This is a genomic window from Pseudomonas fluorescens group sp. PF-1 (assembly GCF_054481335.1).
Map to the genome: position 1 here is coordinate 424,255 of NZ_JBTMNG010000001.1, position 23,246 is coordinate 447,500.

General features: G+C 59.3%; 25 protein-coding genes (1 of these 25 running past the window's edge). 16 read left to right on the forward strand and 9 right to left on the reverse strand.

Translation table 11 applies throughout. The annotated features are described in order from the left end of the window. The first annotated feature begins 129 nt into the window (after window positions 1-129). From ACX3YD_RS01965 to ACX3YD_RS02020, 12 genes are all read left to right on the forward strand, one after another. Entirely contained in the window at window positions 130-1,254 is a 1,125-nt protein-coding gene (locus ACX3YD_RS01965; RefSeq protein WP_103404090.1) for an ABC transporter ATP-binding protein, read from the forward strand. 48 nt (window positions 1,255-1,302) lie between these two features. Further along, window positions 1,303-2,346: an ABC transporter substrate-binding protein gene (locus tag ACX3YD_RS01970; protein ID WP_047534118.1), complete on the forward strand. Its 1,044-nt coding sequence runs from the start codon at window positions 1,303-1,305 to the stop codon at window positions 2,344-2,346. Between the two features lie 168 nt (window positions 2,347-2,514). Further along, window positions 2,515-3,762 carry an ABC transporter permease gene (locus ACX3YD_RS01975; protein WP_103404089.1) on the forward strand — a complete coding sequence of 416 codons (1,248 nt, stop codon included), beginning with the start codon at window positions 2,515-2,517 and terminating at the stop codon, window positions 3,760-3,762. Between the two features lie 12 nt (window positions 3,763-3,774). Continuing rightward, the gene (locus ACX3YD_RS01980; RefSeq protein ID WP_047534114.1) at window positions 3,775-4,599 is read left to right on the forward strand and encodes an ABC transporter permease; all 825 of its coding nucleotides are present in this window, start codon (window positions 3,775-3,777) and stop codon (window positions 4,597-4,599) included. Between the two features lie 156 nt (window positions 4,600-4,755). Continuing rightward, window positions 4,756-5,904 (forward strand): iron-containing alcohol dehydrogenase, encoded by a 1,149-nt coding sequence (locus tag ACX3YD_RS01985; protein WP_458959180.1) that lies wholly within the window; start codon window positions 4,756-4,758, stop codon window positions 5,902-5,904. A 91-nt stretch (window positions 5,905-5,995) separates the two neighbouring features. Beyond that, the gene (rpe, locus tag ACX3YD_RS01990) at window positions 5,996-6,670 is read left to right on the forward strand and encodes a ribulose-phosphate 3-epimerase (RefSeq protein WP_008061583.1); all 675 of its coding nucleotides are present in this window, start codon (window positions 5,996-5,998) and stop codon (window positions 6,668-6,670) included. Next, window positions 6,667-7,485, forward strand: a complete 819-nt coding sequence (locus ACX3YD_RS01995) for a phosphoglycolate phosphatase (protein WP_047534109.1) — start codon at window positions 6,667-6,669, stop codon at window positions 7,483-7,485. Before rpe ends, ACX3YD_RS01995 begins: the two co-directional genes overlap by 4 nt. 70 nt (window positions 7,486-7,555) lie before the next feature. Beyond that, a complete protein-coding gene (gene trpE / locus ACX3YD_RS02000) occupies window positions 7,556-9,037 on the forward strand; it encodes an anthranilate synthase component I (RefSeq protein WP_090466780.1) in 1,482 nt (493 codons plus the stop codon). A gap of 113 nt (window positions 9,038-9,150) precedes the next feature. Beyond that, window positions 9,151-9,744: an aminodeoxychorismate/anthranilate synthase component II gene (locus tag ACX3YD_RS02005; protein ID WP_103404086.1), complete on the forward strand. Its 594-nt coding sequence runs from the start codon at window positions 9,151-9,153 to the stop codon at window positions 9,742-9,744. A gap of 9 nt (window positions 9,745-9,753) precedes the next feature. Next, complete coding sequence (trpD, locus tag ACX3YD_RS02010) at window positions 9,754-10,803, forward strand: anthranilate phosphoribosyltransferase (protein WP_047534102.1); 1,050 nt, start codon at window positions 9,754-9,756, stop codon at window positions 10,801-10,803. Then, a complete protein-coding gene (gene trpC / locus ACX3YD_RS02015; RefSeq protein WP_103404085.1) occupies window positions 10,800-11,636 on the forward strand; it encodes an indole-3-glycerol phosphate synthase TrpC in 837 nt (278 codons plus the stop codon). Before trpD ends, trpC begins: the two co-directional genes overlap by 4 nt. Before the next feature lie 146 nt (window positions 11,637-11,782). Further along, a complete protein-coding gene (locus tag ACX3YD_RS02020) occupies window positions 11,783-12,484 on the forward strand; it encodes a lipoate--protein ligase family protein (RefSeq protein WP_458959181.1) in 702 nt (233 codons plus the stop codon). On the opposite strand, the gene crp is transcribed toward ACX3YD_RS02020, so the two are convergent. Next, window positions 12,481-13,125, reverse strand: coding sequence for a cAMP-activated global transcriptional regulator CRP (gene crp, locus ACX3YD_RS02025; RefSeq protein WP_047534096.1), 645 nt, complete (start codon window positions 13,123-13,125; stop codon window positions 12,481-12,483). The genes ACX3YD_RS02020 and crp overlap by 4 nt on opposite strands. A gap of 227 nt (window positions 13,126-13,352) precedes the next feature. Here crp and ACX3YD_RS02030 point away from each other — a divergent pair, with 227 nt between their 5' ends. Further along, window positions 13,353-13,775 carry an OsmC family protein gene (locus ACX3YD_RS02030; RefSeq protein ID WP_008061600.1) on the forward strand — a complete coding sequence of 141 codons (423 nt, stop codon included), beginning with the start codon at window positions 13,353-13,355 and terminating at the stop codon, window positions 13,773-13,775. A 238-nt stretch (window positions 13,776-14,013) separates the two neighbouring features. Beyond that, window positions 14,014-14,808 carry an adenosylmethionine decarboxylase gene (gene speD, locus ACX3YD_RS02035; RefSeq protein ID WP_047534092.1) on the forward strand — a complete coding sequence of 265 codons (795 nt, stop codon included), beginning with the start codon at window positions 14,014-14,016 and terminating at the stop codon, window positions 14,806-14,808. Window positions 14,809-14,889: 81 nt separating this feature from the next. Here speD and coq7 read toward each other — a convergent pair whose 3' ends face one another. The 6 genes from coq7 to hemJ all read right to left on the reverse strand — a co-directional run bounded on the left by coq7 (window position 14,890) and on the right by hemJ (window position 19,462). Then, window positions 14,890-15,537, reverse strand: coding sequence for a 2-polyprenyl-3-methyl-6-methoxy-1,4-benzoquinone monooxygenase (gene coq7 / locus ACX3YD_RS02040; RefSeq protein ID WP_103404082.1), 648 nt, complete (start codon window positions 15,535-15,537; stop codon window positions 14,890-14,892). A 208-nt stretch (window positions 15,538-15,745) separates the two neighbouring features. Then, on the reverse strand, window positions 15,746-16,084 hold the full coding sequence (locus tag ACX3YD_RS02045) for a histidine triad nucleotide-binding protein (RefSeq protein ID WP_458959182.1): 339 nt from the start codon (window positions 16,082-16,084) through the stop codon (window positions 15,746-15,748). Between the two features lie 81 nt (window positions 16,085-16,165). After that, window positions 16,166-16,954 (reverse strand): SDR family NAD(P)-dependent oxidoreductase, encoded by a 789-nt coding sequence (locus tag ACX3YD_RS02050; protein WP_458959183.1) that lies wholly within the window; start codon window positions 16,952-16,954, stop codon window positions 16,166-16,168. 61 nt (window positions 16,955-17,015) lie between these two features. After that, window positions 17,016-17,966 carry a DUF805 domain-containing protein gene (locus tag ACX3YD_RS02055; protein ID WP_458959184.1) on the reverse strand — a complete coding sequence of 317 codons (951 nt, stop codon included), beginning with the start codon at window positions 17,964-17,966 and terminating at the stop codon, window positions 17,016-17,018. A 62-nt stretch (window positions 17,967-18,028) separates the two neighbouring features. Further along, window positions 18,029-18,997: an NAD(P)H-dependent flavin oxidoreductase gene (locus tag ACX3YD_RS02060; protein ID WP_458959185.1), complete on the reverse strand. Its 969-nt coding sequence runs from the start codon at window positions 18,995-18,997 to the stop codon at window positions 18,029-18,031. 33 nt (window positions 18,998-19,030) lie between these two features. Continuing rightward, the gene (hemJ, locus tag ACX3YD_RS02065; RefSeq protein WP_458959186.1) at window positions 19,031-19,462 is read right to left on the reverse strand and encodes a protoporphyrinogen oxidase HemJ; all 432 of its coding nucleotides are present in this window, start codon (window positions 19,460-19,462) and stop codon (window positions 19,031-19,033) included. A gap of 134 nt (window positions 19,463-19,596) precedes the next feature. On the opposite strand from hemJ, the gene argC reads away from it, so the two are divergent. Both argC and erpA read left to right on the forward strand, forming a co-directional pair. After that, the gene (argC, locus tag ACX3YD_RS02070; protein WP_103404078.1) at window positions 19,597-20,631 is read left to right on the forward strand and encodes an N-acetyl-gamma-glutamyl-phosphate reductase; all 1,035 of its coding nucleotides are present in this window, start codon (window positions 19,597-19,599) and stop codon (window positions 20,629-20,631) included. A 168-nt stretch (window positions 20,632-20,799) separates the two neighbouring features. Then, window positions 20,800-21,150 (forward strand): iron-sulfur cluster insertion protein ErpA, encoded by a 351-nt coding sequence (gene erpA / locus ACX3YD_RS02075; protein WP_007906865.1) that lies wholly within the window; start codon window positions 20,800-20,802, stop codon window positions 21,148-21,150. A 66-nt stretch (window positions 21,151-21,216) separates the two neighbouring features. On the opposite strand, the gene ACX3YD_RS02080 is transcribed toward erpA, so the two are convergent. Together ACX3YD_RS02080 and ACX3YD_RS02085 are read right to left on the reverse strand one after the other, a co-directional pair. Then, the gene (locus ACX3YD_RS02080) at window positions 21,217-22,308 is read right to left on the reverse strand and encodes an anhydro-N-acetylmuramic acid kinase (RefSeq protein ID WP_458959187.1); all 1,092 of its coding nucleotides are present in this window, start codon (window positions 22,306-22,308) and stop codon (window positions 21,217-21,219) included. Between the two features lie 3 nt (window positions 22,309-22,311). After that, window positions 22,312-23,246: the 3' portion of a peptidoglycan DD-metalloendopeptidase family protein gene (locus ACX3YD_RS02085; protein ID WP_458959188.1), read on the reverse strand. The gene runs 484 nt beyond the window's last position; 935 of the gene's 1,419 nt are visible here — the last part of the coding sequence; its start codon lies off the right edge, out of view; the stop codon is at window positions 22,312-22,314.

The following is a 23,246-nucleotide window of genomic DNA, read 5'->3' on the forward strand; positions in this document are numbered from 1 at the left end:
CTTGTAGGGCAATCCCTACCCCCAACCTTCCATCCGTCTGAGGCGATTCTCTCCTGCACCCCGATTTGCGTGGTCCCCAGCGTCCACTAGGCTTAGTCCACAGCAGTCATCAACAACAAAGGTGTGGGTATGAGCCAGGTCGATTCAAGTGCAGGGGCCAATGATGTTCTGGTCAGCTTTCGTGGAGTGCAGAAGAGCTACGACGGCGAGAACCTGATCGTCAAAGACCTCAACCTGGATATTCGCAAAGGCGAATTCCTCACCTTGCTCGGGCCATCCGGTTCCGGCAAGACCACCAGCCTGATGATGCTTGCCGGTTTCGAAACACCGACCGCCGGCGAGATCCTCCTGGCTGGTCGCGCCATCAATAACGTGCCGCCGCACAAACGCGACATTGGCATGGTGTTCCAGAACTACGCGTTGTTCCCGCACATGACGGTCGCCGAGAACCTGGCGTTCCCGCTCACGGTGCGTGGCATGAACAAGAGCGATGTGGGCGACAAGGTCAAGCGTGTACTGAGCATGGTGCAACTCGATGCCTTTGCTCAGCGTTATCCGGCACAACTTTCCGGTGGTCAGCAGCAACGTGTGGCATTGGCCCGCGCACTGGTGTTCGAGCCGCAACTGGTGCTGATGGACGAACCCCTCGGCGCGCTCGACAAGCAGTTGCGTGAACACATGCAGATGGAAATCAAACACCTGCACCAGCGTCTGGGCGTGACCGTGGTCTACGTGACCCACGACCAGGGCGAAGCCCTGACCATGTCTGACCGCGTGGCGGTGTTCCATCAGGGTGAAATCCAGCAGATCGCGCCACCGCGCACGCTCTACGAAGAGCCGAAAAACACCTTCGTCGCCAACTTCATCGGCGAGAACAACCGTCTCAATGGCCGTTTGCACAGCCAGACCGGCGACCGCTGTGTGGTGGAACTGGGACGTGGTGAAAAAGTTGAAGCGCTGGCGGTGAATGTCGGCAGGACCGGTGAACCCGTCACCCTGTCGATTCGTCCGGAGCGCGTGAGCCTCAATGGCTCCAGCGAGTCTTGCGCCAACCGCTTCTCGGGAAGGGTGGCGGAATTCATCTATCTGGGCGACCACGTCCGGGTTCGCCTTGAAGTCTGTGGCAAGACCGACTTCTTCGTGAAACAACCGATTGCCGAGCTCGATCCCGGGCTGGCGGTCGGCGATGTGGTACCGCTTGGCTGGCAGGTCGAACACGTTCGCGCGCTCGATCCCCTTCTAGAGGCGAACTGATCGCCCCGGCAATACCAACACCAACCCTGCACGTGGAGAGAACAATAAATGTTGAGATCCCTGAAATTCACCGCTCTGGCACTGGGCATGATGGGGGCAGCAAGCGCGATGGCCGCTGGCCCTGACCTGACCGTGGTGTCCTTTGGCGGCGCGAACAAGGCAGCGCAGGTCAAAGCTTTCTATGCACCGTGGGAAGCGGCAGGCAACGGCAAGATCGTGGCAGGCGAGTACAACGGTGAAATGGCCAAGGTCAAGGCCATGGTCGACACCAAGAGCGTGTCCTGGGATCTGGTGGAAGTAGAGTCGCCAGAACTGTCCCGTGGTTGTGACGAAGACATGTTCGAGCCGCTTGATCCGAAGTTGTTCGGCAAGACCGAAGACTACGTTAAAGGCGCGATCCAGCCGTGCGGCGTGGGTTTCTTCGTATGGTCGACCGTGCTGGCCTACAACGCCGACAAGCTGAAAACCGCACCGACCAGCTGGAAGGACTTCTGGGACACCAAGCAATTCCCGGGCAAGCGTGGCCTGCGTAAAGGCGCCAAGTACACCCTGGAATTCGCTCTGATGGCCGACGGCGTTGCGCCGAAAGACGTCTACAAAGTGCTGGCCAGCAAAGACGGCCAGGACCGTGCGTTCAAGAAGCTCGATGAGCTCAAGCCAAGCATTCAATGGTGGGAAGCCGGCGCTCAACCACCGCAATACCTCGCTTCCGGCGACGTGGTCATGAGCTCGGCCTACAACGGTCGTATCGCTGCCGTGCAGAAAGAAAGCAACCTGAAAGTCGTGTGGAACGGCGGTATCTACGACTTCGACGCATGGGCCATTCCAAAGGGTCTGGACAAGGCGCGGGCAGAAGCGGCGAAGAAATTCATCGCCTTCTCGGTACAGCCACAGCAGCAGAAGACCTACTCGGAAAACATCGCCTACGGCCCGGCCAACACCCAAGCCGTACCGTTGCTGGCCAAGGATGTCCTGAAAGACATGCCGACCACCCCGGAAAACATCGCCAACCAGGTGCAGATCGACGTCAGCTTCTGGGCTGACAACGGCGAGCAACTGGAACAGCGCTTCAATTCCTGGGCCGCGAAGTAAGCAAACCCCGTGGTTTGAACGCCGCAATCCTTGTGGGAGCGAGCTTGCTCGCGATAGCAGTGGGTCAGTCAACATTGATGTTGAATGTTATGCCCCCATCGCGAGCAAGCTCGCTCCCACAGGTTGTTTGTATGCCTCTGTAACGATCAAAGATTTCCGGAGTACGCCATGGCTATCGCCGTTCCCCTGAACGCGGGCACTGATCCCACCTTGAAGCAACGGCTCAAGCACGCCGAGCGGGTCAACCGCTGGAAGGCCCAGGCCTTGATCGCGCCGCTGGTGCTGTTTCTGTTGCTGGTGTTCCTGGTGCCAATCGTGGCGCTGCTCTACAAAAGTGTCGGTAACCCGGAAGTGGTCGGCGGCATGCCGCGCACCGTGACGGCTATCGCCAGTTGGGACGGCCGTGGCCTGCCCGCTGAACCGGTGTACAAGGCCGCCAGCGAGGACCTCGCTGAAGCCCGCAAGAATCAGACCTTGGGCGACCTGTCCAAGCGCTTGAACATGGAATTGGCCGGCTATCGCAGCCTGTTGACCAAAACCGCACGTGCCTTGCCGTTCGCCACCGAGCCAACCTCTTATAAAGAAGCGCTGGAAGGTCTCGACGAGCGTTGGGGTGACCCGGCCTATTGGCAAGCTGTACGCCGTAACACCAGCAGCATTACGCCTTACTACTTGCTGGCTGCCGTCGATCACCGTATCGATGACCTCGGCGAACTGGCCCCGGCCACCCCGGATCAGGCCATCTACCTCGACATCTTCGCCCGCACTTTCTGGATGGGCCTGATCATCACGGTGATCTGTCTGGTTCTGGCCTATCCATTGGCCTACCTGCTGGCGAACCTGCCATCGCGTCAAAGCAACCTGCTGATGATTCTGGTGCTGCTGCCGTTCTGGACCTCGATCCTGGTGCGGGTCGCGGCGTGGATCGTGCTGCTGCAGTCGGGGGGGCTGATCAACAGCGGCCTGATGGCCCTGGGCATCATCGATAAGCCGCTGGAGCTGGTGTTCAACCGCACCGGTGTCTACATCTCGATGGTGCACATCCTGCTGCCGTTCATGATTCTGCCGATCTACAGCGTGATGAAAGGCATCTCGCCGACCTACATGCGTGCGGCGATTTCCCTCGGTTGCCATCCGTTTGCAAGCTTCTGGCGGGTGTACTTCCCGCAGACCTATGCCGGTGTCGGCGCCGGTTGCCTGTTGGTGTTCATCCTCGCCATCGGCTACTACATCACCCCGGCGTTGCTGGGCAGCCCGAACGATCAGATGGTCAGCTACTTCGTCGCCTTCTACACCAACACCAGCATCAACTGGGGCATGGCGACCGCACTGGGCGGGCTGCTTCTGCTGGCAACGGTCGTGCTTTATCTGATTTACAGCTGGCTGGTAGGCGCCAGTCGCCTGCGCCTGAGCTAAGGGGAGAACAAAATGCTGAGTCCTTATATGTCGCCCATTGAGCGGGTGTGGTTCTACAGTTTGCGGATTCTCTGCGGCCTGATTCTGTTGTTCCTGATCCTGCCGGTACTGGTGATCATTCCGCTGTCGTTCAACTCCGGCAGTTTCCTGGTCTACCCGCTGCAGGGCTTCTCGCTGCAGTGGTACCACGATTTCTTCGCTTCGGCGGAGTGGATGCGTGCGCTGAAGAACAGCATCATCGTCGCCCCGGCGGCCACGGTGCTGGCGATGGTCTTCGGTACGCTGGCGGCCATTGGCCTGACCCGTGGCGACTTCCCCGGCAAGGCGCTGGTCATGGCGCTGGTGATTTCGCCGATGGTGGTGCCGGTGGTGATCATCGGTGTGGCCAGCTACCTGTTCTTTGCGCCGCTGGGCCTGGGTAACAGCTTCTTCTCGTTGATCGTGGTGCACGCGGTACTGGGCGTGCCGTTCGTGATCATCACCGTGTCGGCGACGTTGCAGGGGTTTAACCAAAACCTGGTGCGCGCCGCTGCCAGCCTCGGTGCTTCGCCGCTGACGGCGTTTCGGCGGGTAACCTTGCCGCTGATCGCTCCCGGTGTGATTTCCGGTGCATTGTTCGCCTTCGCCACCTCGTTCGACGAAGTCGTGGTGACGCTGTTCCTCGCCGGTCCAGAGCAAGCGACCTTGCCACGGCAGATGTTCAGCGGGATCCGCGAAAACCTCAGCCCGACGATTGCCGCTGCGGCGACCTTGCTGATCGCTTTCTCGGTGATCCTGCTGCTGACCCTGGAATGGTTGCGTGGGCGTAGCGAGAAACTGCGTACTGCGCAGGTCTGACGCCACTCGACCCACTGTAGGAGCGAGCAGGCTCGCTCCTACAGGTGTTATTGGTGGTTCTCGGGCTCGTCGGTCATTCACGACCTGAATACCAGACAACCCCAAATCCCCAGCTACTCTTGTGCCCAGCTCCCCTACCTATAAGAGGCTGCGCACATGAGTCTTTCCTCTTTCAAAATCGCTCACAAACTGATCACCGGCGCCGGAGCCATCGAGCAACTGGCGGCTGAGTTGACGCGTCTGGACATCGACAACCCGCTGATCGTCACCGACGCCGCCCTGGTGAAATCCGGCACGGTGGAACTGGCGCTGGCGCAGTTGGGGGAGCGTACTTACGAAATCTTCGACCGGGTTCTGCCGGACCCGGAAATCGCCATCGTCGAAGACTGCATGCGGGTCTACCGCGATGGAGGGCATGACGGCTTGATCGGTCTGGGCGGCGGCAGCGCCATCGACATCGCCAAGAGCGTAGCGGCGTATGCCGGTTATCACGGTGCGCTGGAGGATTTGTTCGGCATCGACCAGGTGCCGCGCAAAGGCCCGCCGCTGATCGCCATCCCGACCACCGCCGGTACCGGCTCGGAAGTCACCAACGTGGCGATCCTCTCCGACAAGGTCGCGCAGTTGAAGAAAGGCATTGTCAGTGACTACCTGTTGCCAGACGTTGCGCTGGTCAGCCCGCAGATGACCCTGACGTGTCCCCGCAGTGTCACAGCGGCCAGTGGTGTCGATGCGCTGGTGCATGCCATCGAGTCTTATTTGTCACTGAATGCGTCGGCGATAACCGACTCACTGGCCATCGGGGCCATCAAACTGATCGTCCGGGCGCTGCCCAAGGCCTATGCCAATCCGTCCAATCTGCAGGCCCGAGAAGACATGGCTACCGCCAGCCTGATGGCCGGCATGGCCTTTGGTAATGCCGGTGTCGGTGCGGTCCATGCGCTGGCGTATCCGCTGGGCGCGCGTTACAACATTGCCCACGGCGTCAGCAACGCCTTGCTGCTGCCCCATGTCATGCACTGGAACAAGATGGCCTGCTTCGAGCGCATGCAGGACATTGCCGAGGCCATGGGGGTGAAGACCGCTCATCTGAGCGTCACGCAAGCGGCCGATAAAGCGGTGGAAGCCATGACCGAGCTGTGCGCGGCAGTGGAAATCCCCTCAGACCTGCGCAGCTTCGGGGTTCCCGAGGAGGCCATTGCGAGCATGGCCGTGGAAGCAGCGGGGATCGAGCGCCTGATGCGTAATAATCCGCGCAAACTGAATGCGGTCGATATCGAGAAGATCTACCGCGCGGCTTACTAGGCACAACCCAATCATCGCGGTCACGGTGCGCGCGTCAAAGCATGAGGTATACAATGCGCGCCATCGTGATTCTGCTCAGAAAAGGTGCGTCATGCAGCCCTTCGTAATTGCTCCGTCGATTCTCTCCGCCGACTTCGCCCGCCTGGGTGAAGAAGTAGACAATGTCCTGGCCGCTGGCGCCGACTTCGTGCACTTCGATGTCATGGACAACCATTACGTGCCAAACCTGACCATCGGCCCGATGGTGTGCTCGGCACTGCGCAAGTACGGTGTCACCGCGCCGATCGACGCGCATTTGATGGTCAGCCCCGTGGACCGCATCGTCGGTGACTTCATCGAAGCGGGCGCGACCTACATCACCTTCCACCCGGAAGCCACGCAGCACGTCGACCGTTCCCTGCAACTGATCCGTGAAGGCGGCTGCAAATCGGGCCTGGTGTTCAACCCCGCGACCCCGCTGGACGTGCTCAAATACGTGATGGACAAGGTCGACATGATCCTGCTGATGAGCGTCAACCCGGGTTTCGGCGGGCAGAAGTTCATCCCCGGCACCCTCGACAAGCTGCGCGAAGCACGGGCTCTGATCGATGCCTCCGGCCGCGATATCCGCCTGGAAATCGACGGCGGCGTGAACGTCAACAACATCCGTGAAATCGCTGCGGCTGGTGCCGACACGTTCGTCGCCGGTTCGGCCATTTTCAACGCGCCGAACTATCAGGAAGTGATCGAGAAGATGCGTTCCGAACTGGCGCTGGCTCGTCCATGAGCGGTTTTGAGCAGCTGTTCCCGGGAAGCCTGCCAAGGTTGGTGATGTTCGATCTGGACGGCACGCTGATCGATTCGGTCCCTGACCTCGCAGCGGCTGTGGATAACATGCTGCTCAAGCTCGGCCGTCAACCCGCGGGTATCGAATCGGTGCGCGAGTGGGTGGGTAACGGTGTCCAGATGCTGGTGCGCCGGGCCCTGGCCAACAACATCGACGCCGAAGGTGTCGATGAGGCCGAAGCCGAACATGCCCTGGAGCTGTTCAACGGCTTCTATGAAGATGGTCACGAGCTGACCATGGTTTACCCCGGCGTACGCGATACCCTGAAGTGGCTGCACAAACAGGGTGTCGAGATGGCGCTGATCACCAACAAGCCGGAACGCTTCGTCGCGCCGCTGCTTGATCGGATGAAGATTGGTCGGTATTTCCGCCTGATCATCGGCGGCGACACCCTGCCGCAGAAAAAGCCGGACCCGGCCGCCCTGTTTTTCGTGATGAAAATGACCAATATCCCGGCGTCGCAGTCCTTGTTCGTCGGCGATTCGCGCAGTGATGTGCTGGCGGCGAAAGCGGCGGGGGTCAAGTGCGTGGCCCTGAGCTACGGCTATAACCATGGTCGTCCGATCGCCGAGGAATCGCCGGCACTGGTGATCGACGATCTGCGCAAGCTAATTCCCGGTTGCCTGGATCCGGCGGCTGAGATAACGTTGCCCGACGCTGTTCAATCCCCTCCTGGAAATTCCATCGTGGTGGTCACTCGCAAACTCTGGATGAAAGTCATCAAGGCCCTGGCCCGCTGGCGTTGGCGCGCCTGACTTTTTCCTGGCCGGTTACCCGGCGCGTTTGCATACCTGACTGTTAGACCCTCAAGCCACGAGGCACCTCATGATCCGCGAAGAATTCCTGCGTTTGGCCGCTGCCGGCTACAACCGCATCCCGCTTGCCTGCGAAACCCTGGCCGACTTCGACACGCCGCTGTCGATCTACCTGAAACTGGCCGATGAGCCCAATTCCTACTTGCTGGAGTCGGTACAGGGCGGGGAGAAGTGGGGCCGTTACTCGATCATCGGCCTGCCATGCCGCACCGTGCTGCGGGTTCACGACCATCACGTCAGTGTGACCGTCGATGGCGTCGAGACTGAAAGTCACGACGTGGAAGACCCGCTGGCCTTCGTCGAAACCTTCAAGGCCCGCTATAACGTACCGACCATCGCCGGTCTGCCGCGCTTCAACGGCGGCCTGGTGGGTTACTTCGGCTACGACTGCGTGCGTTATGTGGAGAAGCGTCTGGGCAAATGCCCGAACCCGGATCCGCTGGGCGTGCCGGACATCCTGCTGATGGTCTCCGACGCGGTGGTGGTGTTCGACAACCTCGCCGGCAAGATGCACGCCATCGTCCTGGCCGACCCGGCGCAGGAAGACGCCTTCGAACAAGGTCGTGCACGCCTGGAAGAACTGCTGGAAAAACTGCGTCAGCCGATCACCCCACGCCGTGGTCTGGACTTCAGCAAGCAGCAATCGGCCGATCCGGTGTTCCGCTCCAGTTTTACCCAGGATGATTACGAAAAAGCCGTCGACACCATCAAGGAATACATCCTGGCTGGCGACTGCATGCAGGTTGTACCGTCCCAGCGCATGTCGATTGACTTCAAGGCTGCACCCATCGACCTGTACCGCGCGCTGCGTTGCTTCAACCCGACGCCTTACATGTACTTCTTCAATTTCGGCGACTTCCACGTCGTAGGCAGTTCGCCGGAAGTGCTGGTGCGGGTCGAAGACAACCTGATCACGGTGCGCCCGATTGCCGGTACCCGCCCGCGCGGGGCCACCGAAGAAGCCGATCTGGCGCTGGAAAAAGACCTGCTGTCCGATGACAAGGAAATCGCCGAGCACTTGATGTTGATCGACCTGGGCCGTAACGACACCGGTCGGGTCTCGGAAATCGGTTCGGTGAAGCTCACCGAGAAGATGGTCATCGAACGTTATTCCAACGTGATGCACATCGTGTCCAACGTCACCGGGCAATTGAAGGCCGGGCTGACGGCGATGGACGCCCTGCGGGCAATCCTGCCGGCGGGCACTTTGTCGGGCGCACCGAAGATTCGCGCGATGGAAATCATCGACGAGCTGGAACCGGTCAAGCGTGGTGTCTACGGCGGTGCCGTCGGCTACTTCGCCTGGAACGGCAACATGGACACCGCCATTGCAATCCGCACGGCGGTGATCAAGAACGGCGAGCTGCATGTGCAGGCCGGTGGCGGCATCGTCGCCGACTCGGTGCCGGCGCTGGAATGGGAAGAAACCCTGAACAAGCGCCGCGCGATGTTCCGCGCCGTTGCCCTGGCTGAACAAACTCCAGAAAGCTGACCCATGGACTGACCCGTATGCCGGCCGCCTCGACCGATCGAGCGCAGGCCGCAGCGGGTGGTTCATCCGAAGGCTGCATTAGAAGTCAGTGAATTCAAGAGGTTCTTAACGCCATGTTGCTGATGATCGATAACTACGACTCTTTTACCTACAACGTTGTGCAATACCTGGGTGAGCTGGGCGCCGAGGTCAAAGTCGTGCGCAACGATGAACTTACCATTGCTGAAATCGAAGCCCTCAACCCCGAGCGCATCGTGGTGTCTCCCGGTCCTTGCACCCCGACCGAAGCCGGTATTTCGATTGAGGCGATCAAGCACTTCGCCGGCAAACTGCCGATCCTCGGCGTGTGCCTGGGCCATCAGTCCATCGGCCAGGCCTTTGGCGGCGATGTGGTCCGTGCCCGCCAGGTCATGCACGGCAAGACCAGCGCGGTATTTCACGAAGACAAAGGCGTGTTCGAGGGGTTGAATCATCCGTTGACGGTCACCCGCTATCATTCCTTGGTCGTTAAGCGTGAAACGCTGCCCGATTGCCTGGAGCTCACCGCCTGGACTCAGCTCGAAGACGGTTCGGTGGACGAGATCATGGGGCTGCGCCACAAGACCCTGAACATTGAGGGTGTGCAGTTTCACCCGGAGTCTATCCTCACCGAACAGGGTCACGAGCTGTTCGCGAATTTCCTCAAACAAACCGGCGGCACGCGCTAAGGACTTTTCATGAATATCAAGACTGCCCTGAGCCGTATCGTCGAGCAACTCGACCTCAGCACCGATGAAATGCGCGATGTGATGCGCGAAATCATGACCGGACAATGCACGGACGCGCAGATCGGCGCGTTCATGATGGCCATGCGCATGAAGAGTGAAAGCATCGATGAAATCGTTGGTGCCGTGTCGGTGATGCGTGAACTGGCGGACAAGGTCGAGCTCAAGACACTCGACGGTGTCGTCGATGTGGTCGGTACCGGCGGCGACGGCGCCAATATCTTCAACGTGTCGACCGCCGCCGCCTTCGTGGTTTCGGCGGCCGGCTGCACCGTGGCCAAGCACGGTAACCGTGCGGTTTCGGGCAAGAGCGGCAGTGCCGATTTGCTGGAAGCCGCCGGTATCTACCTGAACCTGACGCCGGTCCAGGTGGCGCGTTGTATCGACAACGTTGGTATTGGTTTCATGTTTGCCCAGACTCATCACTCTGCGATGAAATACGCCGCGAGTCCGCGTCGTGACCTGGGCCTGCGTACGCTGTTCAATATGCTCGGCCCGCTTACGAATCCGGCCGGTGTGAAGCATCAAGTGGTCGGCGTATTCACTCAGGCGTTGTGCCGGCCTTTGGCTGAAGTGTTGCAGCGTCTGGGCAGCAAGCATGTGCTGGTGGTGCATTCGAAGGACGGTCTGGACGAGTTCAGCCTGGCTGCGCCAACCTTTGTTGCCGAACTCAAGAATGACCAGATCACCGAATATTGGGTCGAACCGGAAGATTTGGGTATGAAGAGCCAGAGCCTGCATGGCCTGGCGGTGGACAGCCCGGCGGCGTCCCTTGAGCTGATCCGCGATGCGCTGGGCAAGCGCAAGACCGAAAACGGTCAGAAAGCGGCTGAGATGATCATGCTCAATGCCGGTGCCGCCTTGTACGCCGCCGACCATGCCAGCAGTTTGAAAGAGGGGGTTGCCCTGGCGCACGATGCGCTGCACACCGGTCTCGCTCGGGAAAAACTCGAGGAGCTGGGTGCATTTACCGCGGTATTCAAAGTGGAGAATGAGGGATGAGTGTACCGACGGTTCTGGAAAACATTCTGGCGCGCAAAGTCGAGGAAGTTGCCGAGCGCAGTGCTCGCGTGAGCCTCGCCGAGCTGGAAAGCCTGGCCAAGGCGGCCGATGCACCCCGTGGTTTTGCCAAGGCTTTGCTGGCTCAGGCCAAGCTGAAACAGCCGGCGGTCATTGCTGAAATCAAAAAAGCATCGCCGAGCAAAGGCGTGATTCGGGAGAACTTCGTTCCCGCCGCTATCGCCAGGAGCTACGAGAAAGGCGGCGCTACCTGCCTGTCAGTGCTCACCGATATCGACTATTTCCAGGGCGCTGATGAGTACCTGCAGCAGGCACGTGCCGCGTGCAAACTGCCGGTGATTCGCAAGGATTTCATGATCGATCCCTACCAGATCGTCGAGGCTCGTGCGCTGGGCGCGGACTGCGTGCTGTTGATCGTCTCCGCTTTGGACGATGTGAAAATGGCCGAGCTGGCGTCGGTGGCGAAAAGCGTCGGCCTTGATGTTCTGGTGGAGGTTCACGATGGCGACGAGCTGGAGCGGGCCTTGAAAACCCTCGACACGCCGCTGGTTGGCGTGAACAACCGCAACCTGCACACTTTTGATGTCAGTCTGGAAACCACCCTCGACCTGTTGCCGCGGATCCCGCGCGATCGCCTGGTGATCACCGAGAGCGGCATCCTCAACCGTGCCGACGTCGAATTGATGGAAATCAGCGACGTTTACGCGTTCCTGGTCGGCGAAGCATTCATGCGTGCCGAAAGCCCGGGTACCGAACTGCAGCGCCTGTTCTTTCCGGAGCGTGGCATTCCTGTCAGTGGTTCTACACTCGACTGATCACCCGCAGATCGAGTCGACCCTATCGCGAGCAGGCTCGCTCCCACAAAAATTCTGCCAACACTAGGGGATTCAATGTGGGAGCGAGCCTGCTCGCAATGGCGGCATAAGAAACACCACAGACGATATGTCCTAGGGAATACCTTATGACCTCACTTGTTTCTCTGACCATCGAAGCCGGCCTGCAAGCCGAACAGGATTTGTTGGCGTCGGTCTGCGCCGGCGCCTCGGAGTTCGGCCTGCTGTTCTGGCAACCGAGTGATCGCGCATTGGTCATGCCGCGCCGCTTGAATCGTCTGCCCGGTTTCCAGCACGCCTGCGAAGTTTCTGCCGCCGCCGGCTGGCCAGTGCTGTTGCGCGAAACAGGCGGTGAACCTGTGCCGCAATCGGCATCGACGATCAACATCGCACTGGTTTACGCACCACCGCGCAGCGAGGGGGATCTGAACCGCATCGAGTCCGGTTACCATCGGCTGTGCGACCCGATCTGTCAGTTGCTGGATGAACAGGGCGGTACGTCGTCGCTTGGGGAAATCGAAGGCGCATTCTGCGACGGCCGTTTCAACGTCAACCTCGACGGCCGCAAGATGGTCGGCACGGCCCAGCGGTGGCGCCAGAGCCACGGTGGCCAGCGCCCGGTGGGGCTGGTGCACGGAGCTATGCTGCTGGATAACGAGCGTGAATCGATGGTTGCCGCAGTCAACCGCTTCAACGAGGCTTGCGGTCTGGAGCAGCGAGTACGCGCCGAAAGCCATATCGCTTTGCATGAAAAGTTTACGGCACCAGACGCGCTGGAGCGTCTCGATGAACTGTATCGACAAATGCTGACGCAGATGTTCAGCGCTTAGCGTGTACCGAAGACCACCATGGTCTTGCCTTTGACGTCCACGAGATTGCGTTCTTCCAGGTCCTTGAGCACGCGGCCGACCATCTCACGGGAACACCCGACAATCCTTCCGATTTCCTGACGGGTCACTTTGATCTGCATGCCGTCGGGGTGGGTCATCGCATCGGGCTGTTTGCACAACTCCAGCAGGCAGCGGGCGACACGCCCGGTGACGTCGAAGAACGCCAGGTCGCCGACCTTTCGAGTCGTGTTACGCAAACGTTGTGCGATTTGTCCGCTTAGCACGTAAAGAATGTCTGGATCTTGCTGGGACAATTCGCGGAATTTCGCGTAGCTGATTTCCGCGACTTCGCATTCGACCTTGGCGCGTACCCAGGCGCTGCGCTGCTGTTCCAGGCCTGCTTGTTCAAACAGACCCAGCTCACCGAAAAAGTCCCCGCCGTTCAGGTAGGCGATGATCATTTCCCGGCCGTCGTCATCCTCGATCAGGATGGTGACCGAGCCTTTAATAATGAAAAACAGGGTTTCCGAGCGATCACCGGCACAAATGATATTGCTCTTGGCCTGATAGCGACGGCGCTGGCAATGCATCAACAATTTGTCGAGGTTTTTGATCTTGGGGGGTAGGGCAATCGCAACCATGGTTGTATTCCGAAAAAACTGCACGGTGTAGTTGGTTTTTTATGCATCGCGAAGCCGCGGCAACCTGGCTGTGCGCCAGCGAATTGGCGCCAGCTTAACAGACGCTTCCTGCAATATTCGAGAATTTACCTACAGCTCAGGAGGTTATGTCCTAGGAAGGCGAGCGCTGTCAATCACGGGGCCTGTGCTAAGCTGGCTACCCTTTTTTATACAGTGGAGTCTTGGCGATGAAGGCACGCATCCAATGGGCTGGCGAAGCCATGTTTCTCGGCGAATCCGGTAGTGGTCATGTCGTGGTCATGGACGGTCCGCCCGATGCTGGCGGTCGTAACCTGGGTGTTCGGCCGATGGAGATGCTCCTGCTGGGCGTTGGCGGTTGCAGCAATTTCGACGTGGTCAGTATCCTCAAGAAGTCCCGTCAGGCCGTCGAGAGTTGCGAAGCCTTCCTCGAAGCTGAGCGTGCGACCGAAGATCCAAAGGTCTTCACCAAGATCCACATGCACTTTGTGGTCAAGGGCCGCGGCCTGAAAGAAGCCCAGGTCAAGCGTGCCATCGAACTGTCTGCCGAGAAGTATTGCTCGGCCTCGATCATGCTCGGTGCGGCCGGTGTCGAGATTACCCACGACTACGAAATCATCGAACTCGGTTGAATCGACATTCAACTATCATAAAAGCAGTGCAGACTCTGGCGATCCCAAGCCGACGTCTGCATAATGCGCCACTTTTTTCAGGGTAGTGGCCAGTCCTCCGACAGGCCGCGCACCCGAACAGACAACCAAAATCGCCATCGCGAAGAGGTGTTAACCGTCCTACGCAGGTGCGTCCTTCGCATCTGACGGGCATGCTTGATCACGCGGCCGGGCCGCAATACATAGAGAGTTTTTAACGGTGAAAAGCAAACTCAAGCTCCACGGGTTCAATAACCTGACAAAGACCTTGAGCTTCAACATCTATGACATCTGCTACGCGGAAACCCCGCAAGACCAACAGGCTTACGTTGAGTACATCAATAAAGAGTACAACGCCAAGCGCCTGACGCAGATCCTCACAGAGGTTGTCGATATCATTGGTGCCAACATCCTGAACATCGCCAGTCAGGACTATGAGCCGCAGGGCGCCAGCGTCACGATTCTGATCTCTGAAGAACCGGTGACCCCGACTGACAGCCAGATCGAAGAATCTCCGGGCCCGTTGCCCGAAATTATTCTGGCCCACCTCGACAAGAGCCACATCACGGTGCACACCTACCCGGAAATCCATCCGGTCGACGGCATTGCAACCTTCCGTGTGGATATCGACGTGTCGACATGCGGGGTCATTTCACCGCTTAAAGCGCTCAACTTCCTGATTCATCAGTTCGATTCGGACATCGTGACAGTGGATTACCGTGTGCGTGGTTTCACCCGCGACGTTGAAGGCAAAAAGCACTTCATCGACCACGAGATCAATTCGATTCAGAACTACCTTTCCGACGACACCCGCGACGCGTACCAGATGACCGACGTGAACGTGTATCAGGAAAACCTGTTCCACACCAAAATGTTGCTGAAAAACTTCGAACTGGATAACTACCTGTTCGGTGACGCCACCAGCAATCTGTCCTCTGAGCAGCGTGCCCAGGTGACCGACCGTGTGAAACACGAAATGCTCGAAATTTTCTACGCGCGCAATATGTCGAGCTAAGACCACCGAGCACAAAAAAGGCGACTACCTTGCGGCAGTCGCCTTTTTTATTGCTGGCGCGGGCGTCTGTCAAAAACGGAGTCAGATCCGATAAGTACTCTTGGTCATGACCTTGGCCAACAAGCTCATGCCGAACTTCACTGGCGCCGGAAAGCGGAAACCACCCGCCTCGCGCGCGCTCTCGGCATGTTGTTCTTCATCAAGGCGCATCTGCTCAAGGATCGCCCGGGACTTTTCATCTTCGGCTGGCAGTTGCTCAAGGTGTTCGTTCAAATGCTTGCACACCTGATCTTCGGTCGCTGCAACGAACCCCAGGCTGACTTTGTCGCTGATCAACCCGGCGACCGCACCAATCCCGAACGACATGCCGTAAAACAGCGGATTGAGAATGCTGGTATGGCTACCCAGTTGATGAATGCGCTGCTCGCACCAGACCAGGTGGTCGATTTCTTCTTCGGCGGCATGCTCCATGGCGGCACGCACTTTCGGCAGCTTGGCGGTCAGGGCCTGACCCTGGTACAGCGCCTGGGCGCAGACTTCACCGGTGTGGTTGATGCGCATCAGGCCGGCAACGTGCCGAGTGTCTTCATCGCTCATCTTCGTGTCCGGCTGCACGATGGCAGGCGACGGACGGTACGGCTGACCACTGAAGGGCAGCAAAGTACGCATTGCGGCATCGGCTTGCAGCAGAAGGCGGTCAATTGGCGAGTAGTGACGCTGGGTAGTCATGCTGACCTCCGGGGGGAATCTCGGCGGCCAGTTTAACTCAATCGGCCGTGGAAGGTTTGCGCTGGGTCATTGTGAGGCTGGGGTGGTGACAATGAGGTGAAGCCTTTGTGGGAGCGAGCCTGCTCGCGAAGAGGCGCTGACATCCAACGATTGTATTGGCTGCCACTGCGGCTTCGAGAGCAAGCTCGCTCCTGCAGGTTTTACGACATCAGCCCGGCGGCCAGAGCATCTGGCGCTGACCCAGCACGTGCATGTGAATGTGGTAGACGGTCTGGCCACCCAGTTCATTGCAGTTCATGACGACGCGGAAGCCGTCTTCGCAACCCAGTTCCTTGGCCAGGCGCTGGGCCGTGAACAGGATATGCCCGGCCAATGCCTTGTCGTCCTCGGTCAGGTCGTTCAGGGTGCGCACCGGTTTTTTCGGAATCACCAGAAAATGCACGGGCGCCTGTGGGGCGATGTCGTGGAAGGCCAGTACCTGGTCGTCCTCATAAATGATCTTCGCCGGGATTTCCCGGTTGATGATCTTGGTGAACAGAGTATCCACAGCTGTTTTCTCCGTTGTTTGGGCTGGCCTGAGTGTACTCATGGGTTTTGCCCGAGCCCAGCGTTTTACCTTGCAGGTCGATCAGCGCGGGCAGTATGCCTTGATGACCATGCCAGCGATTGTCCGGGTCAGCCACCGCGAGCCGAAGCGGGGCAGGGCAGCGAGCCAGCGGTTGCGTCGTCCCGGAATGATGATTGCGCGATTTTTCTCCAGGGCCCGCACGGTATAGAGTGCGACTTCTTCCGGACTCATCAGCAGTTTGCTGTCGGCCAATTTGTCGGTGTTCAGTTGTGCGGTGCGGAAAAAGCCTGTGCGCGTGGGGCCAGGACAGAGCACTGATACATTGACTGCGCATTTTTTCAGCTCGACGCGCAAGCCTTCGGAAAAATGCAGCACGTAAGCCTTGCTGGCGTAATACGTACTCATCCACGGACCGGGCTGGAACGCCGCAAGCGAGGCCACATTCAGAATCTGTCCACCGCCCTGTAGCGCCATGCTGTTGCCGATGGCATGGCACAGGCGGGTCAGCGCCAGAATATTCACTTCGATCAGGTCCTGCTCGGTCATCCAGTCCTGGGCCAGGAATGGGCCGCAAGTGCCAATGCCGGCACAATTGACCAGCAAGTCGATTTGCCGGTCACCTTCCTCCAGTTCCAGCAGGAACCCGGAGAGCCGCAGCGGCTCACCCAGGTCACAGGCACGGAACAACACTTCCACGCCAAAACGTTGGGTCAGTTCAATCGCAATACTTTCCAGCTGATCACGCTGGCGGGCCACCAGAATCAGGCTGCGGCCACGCCGGGCCAGCGCTTCGGCCATCGCCAGGCCGATGCCGCTGGAAGCGCCAGTGATCAGAGCGTAACGGGTCATGCAGTTCTCCATCGCAACAGCTCCGCGCCGCGACGCAGGTGTCATGGGCGGGGAGCGCTGTTCATTCTTGCGCAGAGTCTACAGGGGGCTGGGCTTGTTCGGCTGCATCGTCGGTGGAATTTGGTGTCGGTTCTACCTCGACTTCGATCTCGTCGGTGGTGACCGAGCCGCTTTGGTAGCTGTTTTCGAGGGTGTTTTCGTATGTGTCCTGAATGGCTGAGATACCGCCTGCCATTGCTCCGACGATCATCAGGGCGATCAACACCAGCCATAACGATGACAGTACCTTGACCGCCGTGCTGTTGGGCGGCGGAGGGGCGCCGTAGCGGTTGGCCACGCCGGATCCCGGTAAGACTACTAGCAGCAGCGGAAAGAAACTGCCTACGAACGGTACAAGGTTCAGCAACCATAGCCAGCCCGACCAGCCGACATCATGCAGGCGCTGAACGGTGATGAGGATGGTGGCGATGAGGAATGCCACACACAGGATGAACGCCAGAATACCCCCGACGATCAGGCCAGCGGTCGAGTCGGTGCTGACGAGGGCCAGGGCGCTCAGGGCAAATACGCCGACTACCGCGATCGTCACCAGGCTCAGCACCATTGACCATGCCAGAAACCGCAGGCGTCCGATGCGTCCTTCGACGCCGAACGGCTTGAGCGGCGCGTACTCAGGCACCCGCTCAGCGACGTCAGCCTGCGGTGGCGCGTAGGGGGAGTCGGGCTCTGTAGCGGCGGGCGCGTGATCACGGACATCGGACAGATTCAGTTCAATCACGGGTTCCGGCTCGAGGTGGGCATCTATACCGGTGTTCTTCAGGGCTTGCAGGTAGGTCTGTGCGTCAATCTGCGATAGGTCACGTTTGAGTGTGACGGGTTGACCGCTGAACAAGCGTTCGACGGCGGCGACCTCGCTTTTGTATAGCGCGGCGAGATTGAGTTTGGCGGTATTGATATCAACACCCGGCAGTAGCGTGCCGTCGAAGACGATTTTGAAGCGGTGTTCGCTCATTGCCGAGGCATCCTTGTCGCGAGTGTTTTAAGGGTGAAATGCCGGATGGCCTGATTTTTCTGTCAGCGAGGCCAGCGTTTGGGCAGTTGTGCGGCATGTTCCAGTGCCTTGCGATACTCCGCGTCGAGCCGTGCCACCAACTGGTCAACGCTGGGTAAATCATCGATTCCCCCAACGCCCTGGCCTGCGGACCACACGGTTTTCCAGGCTTTGGCTTCATCGCTGATCGGCTTGAGCTTGGCGCCGAAGTTGACTTCGCCCTTGTTTTGCAGCGCTGCCATGTCAAACCCGGCGGCTTCCAGGCTCTGGCGCATGAAACTCGCCGGTACACCCGACACCGCTGGAGTATGAATGATGTCTGCCGCCCTGGATGTCAGCAGCATCTCCTTGTAGGCGTCAGGCGCATGACTTTCGGCCGTGCCGATAAAGCGTGTGCCGAAGTAGGCCAGGTCCGCACCGAGCATTTGGGCGGCGAGGATTTCGTGCCCGTGGTTCAGGCATCCAGCCAGCAGCAACGTTTTGTCGAAGAACTGTCGGATCTCGGCGATCAGCGAGAACGGGCTCCAGGTCCCGGCATGCCCACCGGCACCGGCGGCCACCGCAATCAACCCATCCACGCCGGCCTCGGCGGCTTTTTCGGCATGGCGGCGAATCGTCACGTCATGGAACACCAAGCCGCCGTAACTGTGCACGGCGTCGACCACTTCTTTCACTGCTCCAAGGCTGGTGATCACGATCGGCACTTTGTGCTCGATGCAGATCGCCAGATCGGCCTGTAATCGCGGGTTGCTGTTGTGGACGATGAGGTTCACAGCGTACGGCGCGGGATTGTCCAGCGAAGCGAGCCCGGCTTCGATCTCTTCCAGCCAGCTCTTGAAGCCGCTGCTCTCGCGCTGATTGAGCGCAGGAAAGCTGCCCACCAGCCCGTTGCGGCAGCAGGCGAGCACCAGTTGCGGATTGGAAATCAGGAACATCGGCGCCACCACCACGGGTAGGCGCAAGCATTGTTCGAGCAGAGCGGGCAGCGACATGGGATGTACCCCGGTGAGATGTGCCTGTTGAGTTTAGAACGGCCGTATAACGACCAGAATCACGATAGCCAGCAATATCAGAACCGGCACTTCATTGAACCAGCGATAAAAGACATGGCTACGGGTGTTTTCGCCACGGGCAAATCGCTTCACTTGGGCGCCGCACATGTGGTGGTAGCCGATCAGCAGGACCACCAGGGTCAGTTTCGCGTGCATCCAGCCGCCCTGGCTGAAGTAGGCGCCAGGGTTGAGGCTGATCAGCCAGCCGCCGAAAATCAGCGTTGCGATCATTGCCGGGCCCATGATGCCGCGGTACAGCTTGCGCTCCATGAGGCTGAAGCGTTCCTTGCTGACGGTGTCCTCGCTTTGAGCGTGATAGACGAACAGGCGCGGCAGGTAAAACAGGCCGGCAAACCAGCACACGACGCTGATGATGTGAAAAGCTTTGAGCCACAGATAAAGCATTTTGGTTATTCCCAGATTCACGGTAGTCGGGATAGTAGAGGCTTGAGGCTCCATACGTCACCTTGCCGGTTGTCGCAGGCGCGCCAGCCCCCTATTATCGACGGCTTTCCAGTGGGTTCGTTGAGGGCAGGTTTATGGTCAAGGTCGGTATCGTCGGCGGCACGGGTTACACCGGTGTCGAACTGCTGCGTCTGTTGGCACAGCATCCGCAAGCTGAAGTGGTAGTCATCACTTCCCGATCCGAGGCCGGCCTGGCCGTGGCCGACCTGTACCCGAACCTGCGAGGCCATTACGACGGCCTGGCGTTCACCGTTCCGGACATCAAGACCCTGGGCGCCTGCGACGTGGTGTTCTTCGCCACGCCACACGGCGTTGCCCACGCTCTGGCGGGTGAGTTGCTGGCGGCGGGGACCAAGGTCATCGACCTGTCGGCTGACTTCCGTCTGCAGGATGCTGATGAATGGGCCAAGTGGTACGGCCAGCCGCACGGCGCACCAGCGTTGCTGGATGAGGCGGTGTATGGCCTGCCGGAAGTTAATCGCGAGCAGATCAAGAAGGCGCGACTGATCGCAGTGCCGGGTTGCTACCCGACTGCTACGCAATTGGGTTTCCTGCCGTTGCTTGAAGCTGGCCTTGCCGATGCATCGCGCCTGATCGCCGACTGCAAGTCCGGTGTCAGCGGTGCCGGTCGTGGCGCTGCTGTCGGTTCGTTGTACTCCGAGACATCGGAGAGCATGAAGGCCTATGCCGTCAAAGGCCACCGTCACTTGCCGGAAATCCGCCAGGGTCTGCGTCGTGCCGCAGGCAAGGATGTCGGCCTGACCTTTGTTCCGCATCTGACGCCGATGATCCGTGGCATTCATTCCACGCTGTACGCGACTGTCGTGGATCGCTCGGTGGATCTGCAGGCGCTGTTCGAAAAGCGTTATGCCAACGAACCGTTTGTCGACGTCATGCCCGCCGGAAGCCACCCGGAAACCCGCAGCGTGCGTGGTGCCAACGTCTGCCGGATTGCGGTACATCGGCCACAGGACGGTGATCTGGTGGTTGTGCTGTCGGTGATCGACAACCTGGTCAAAGGTGCATCGGGTCAGGCGGTGCAGAACATGAACATCCTGTTCGGACTGGATGAACGCCTTGGTCTGTCTCACGCTGGCATGTTGCCGTAAGGCTCTGTAGCGCCCAGTAAAAAGGCCCGTTGAACGGGCCTTTTTTCATTCTGGGTCGGCGACTTGATTGGTTGATATACCCTAACAATAGTTGACCGCTTTTCTAGGAGAAGCGGATAATGCGCGTCATCACGCATTATGGCGGCGTAGCGCCGGGAGATAGTCAGCATGAGCGTCGAATCCTTCACCCCCACGGCTTTGCAATTTACCCACGGTGCCGCGCACAAGGTGAAGAGCCTGGTCGATGAAGAGGGGAATGATCGCTTGAAGCTGCGCGTATTCGTTACGGGCGGCGGTTGTTCAGGTTTTCAGTATGGCTTCACCTTCGATGAAGAAGTGGCCGATGACGACACCATCGTCGAGCGCGAAGGTGTGAGTCTGGTGGTCGATCCGATGAGCTTCCAGTACCTGGCCGGGGCCGAGGTGGATTATCAGGAAGGTCTGGAAGGTTCGCGCTTCGTCATCAAGAACCCGAATGCAACCACAACCTGTGGCTGCGGCTCTTCGTTCTCGATCTGATCAGCACGCCTGCATCACTAAGCGCCGCATGGCCTCTGGGCTCTGCGGCGTTTTGCTGTCTGGCGTTTATGCGGGGTAGATCGCGCCCAATACACGCAAGCCGCGGGCGCCGGTGACGCTCGGGCGATTGGCGGCGATGCCTTCGAGACAGCAGTGGGCCAGCCAGGCGAAGGCCATGGCTTCGACCCAGTCAGGGTCGACACCGTAAGCCGCAGTGCTGCTGACGGTTGCGCCCGGCAGCAGGCTGGCCAGTCGGTTCATTAGCGTGGTGTTATGCGCGCCGCCGCCACAGACCAGCAGTTCCTGGGTGTTCGATTGGGCGCTTTGCAGGGATTCGACGATGGTCAGCGCAGTCAACTCAAGTAGTGATGCCTGCACGTCCTCGGAAGCGAAGGTCGGCAACTGCGTCAGGTGATGCATCAGCCATGGCAGGTTGAAAACCTCCCGGCCGGTGCTCTTTGGTCCCTTGGTCAAGAAGAATGGGTCGCTAAGCAGCGCTTTTAACAGCACTGGCTCGACTTTTCCGCTGGCAGCCCATTGACCGTTGCGATCAAAGTTGTCGCCACGCTGCTGATGAATCCAGGCGTCCAGCAGTACATTCCCCGGGCCGCAGTCGAAACCGGCGACAGGCTTGCCCGGCTCGATCAGGCTGAGGTTGCTGAAGCCGCCGACGTTGAGCACGGCTCGGTTGCCGGCCCGCTCTTCAAACAAGGCTTCGTGGAAGGCAGGCACCAAGGGGGCGCCTTGCCCGCCTGCGGCCACATCGCGGCTGCGGAAATCACTGACCACGGTGATATGGGTCAGCTCCGTCAATAGCGCCGGATTACCGATCTGTACCGTAAAGCCTCGCGCCGGCTCATGGCGAATGGTCTGACCATGGCTGCCAATCGCTCGAATGTCTTCAGGTTTGAGTTGTTCTTGTGCGAGGAGGCCGTGAATGCCCTGCGCTGCGAGCGTTACCCAGTTCTGCTGGGCGATGGCGGAGCGGGCTATCTCGTCGGGGCCGCTGGCGCACAGGCCAAGTAGCTCGGTGCGCAGCGTTTCGGGCATGGGTATGTAGTGTGTGGCGATCAGCCTGATCGCCTGGTTTTGCTCGATCAGCGCAATATCCAGTCCATCAAGGCTGGTCCCGGACATTACGCCTATATAGAGCGGCATGGCTTAGCGCTTGCTCGAAGCCAGCATGGTGGCCTTTTCCTGCTCCATGCGCGCCATCAGAGGCTGGCTCTGTGCGAGGAAGCGGGCGCGTTCGGCCTTGGCGATTGGATCAGCCATTGGCAATTTCTGGCCCAGTGGATCCACGTGCACGCCATTGACCTGGAACTCGTAGTGCAAGTGCGGTCCGGTCGAAAGTCCGGTGGTGCCGATGTAGCCGATGACCTGGCCCTGTTTGACGGTGCCACCGGTCTTCACGCCCTTGGCAAAGCCTTGCATGTGGCCATACAGCGTGGTGTAGGTGTTGCCATGCTGGAGGATAATGGTATTGCCGTAGCCGCCGCGGCGTCCTGCCAGCATTACCTTGCCATCACCGGCAGCCTTGATCGGAGTGCCACGTGGTGCTGCGTAGTCGACACCTTTATGTGCGCGGATTTTGTTCAGGATCGGGTGCTTGCGGCCCATGGAAAACTTCGAGCTGATGCGGGCAAAGTCCACTGGGGTGCGGATGAATGCCTTGCGCATGCTGTTGCCTTCAGCGGTGTAGTAGCTGCTGTTGCCTTGTTTATTGGTGTAACGCACAGCGGTGTAGGTTTTGCCACGGTTTGTGAAGCGTGCGGACAGGATCGGACCGTTGCCGACGGCTTTGCCATTGACGACTTTCTGCTCGTAAATCACATCGAATTCGTCGCCCTGGCGAATGTCCTGGGCGAAATCGACGTCATAACCAAACACGCTGGCCATGTCCATGGTCAGGCTGTGGGACAGGCCGGCACGTGCAGCGGACTGCGACAGCGAGCTGTTGATCACGCCATGAACGTAGGCGGAGCGGACGGTCGGCTTGGCGGTAATGCGATTGAACGTATAGCCCTTGTTGTTTTTGGTGAGGGTGATGGTTTCGAGGTCGCTGACCTTGCTGTGCAGGTTGGTCAGCTGGCCGT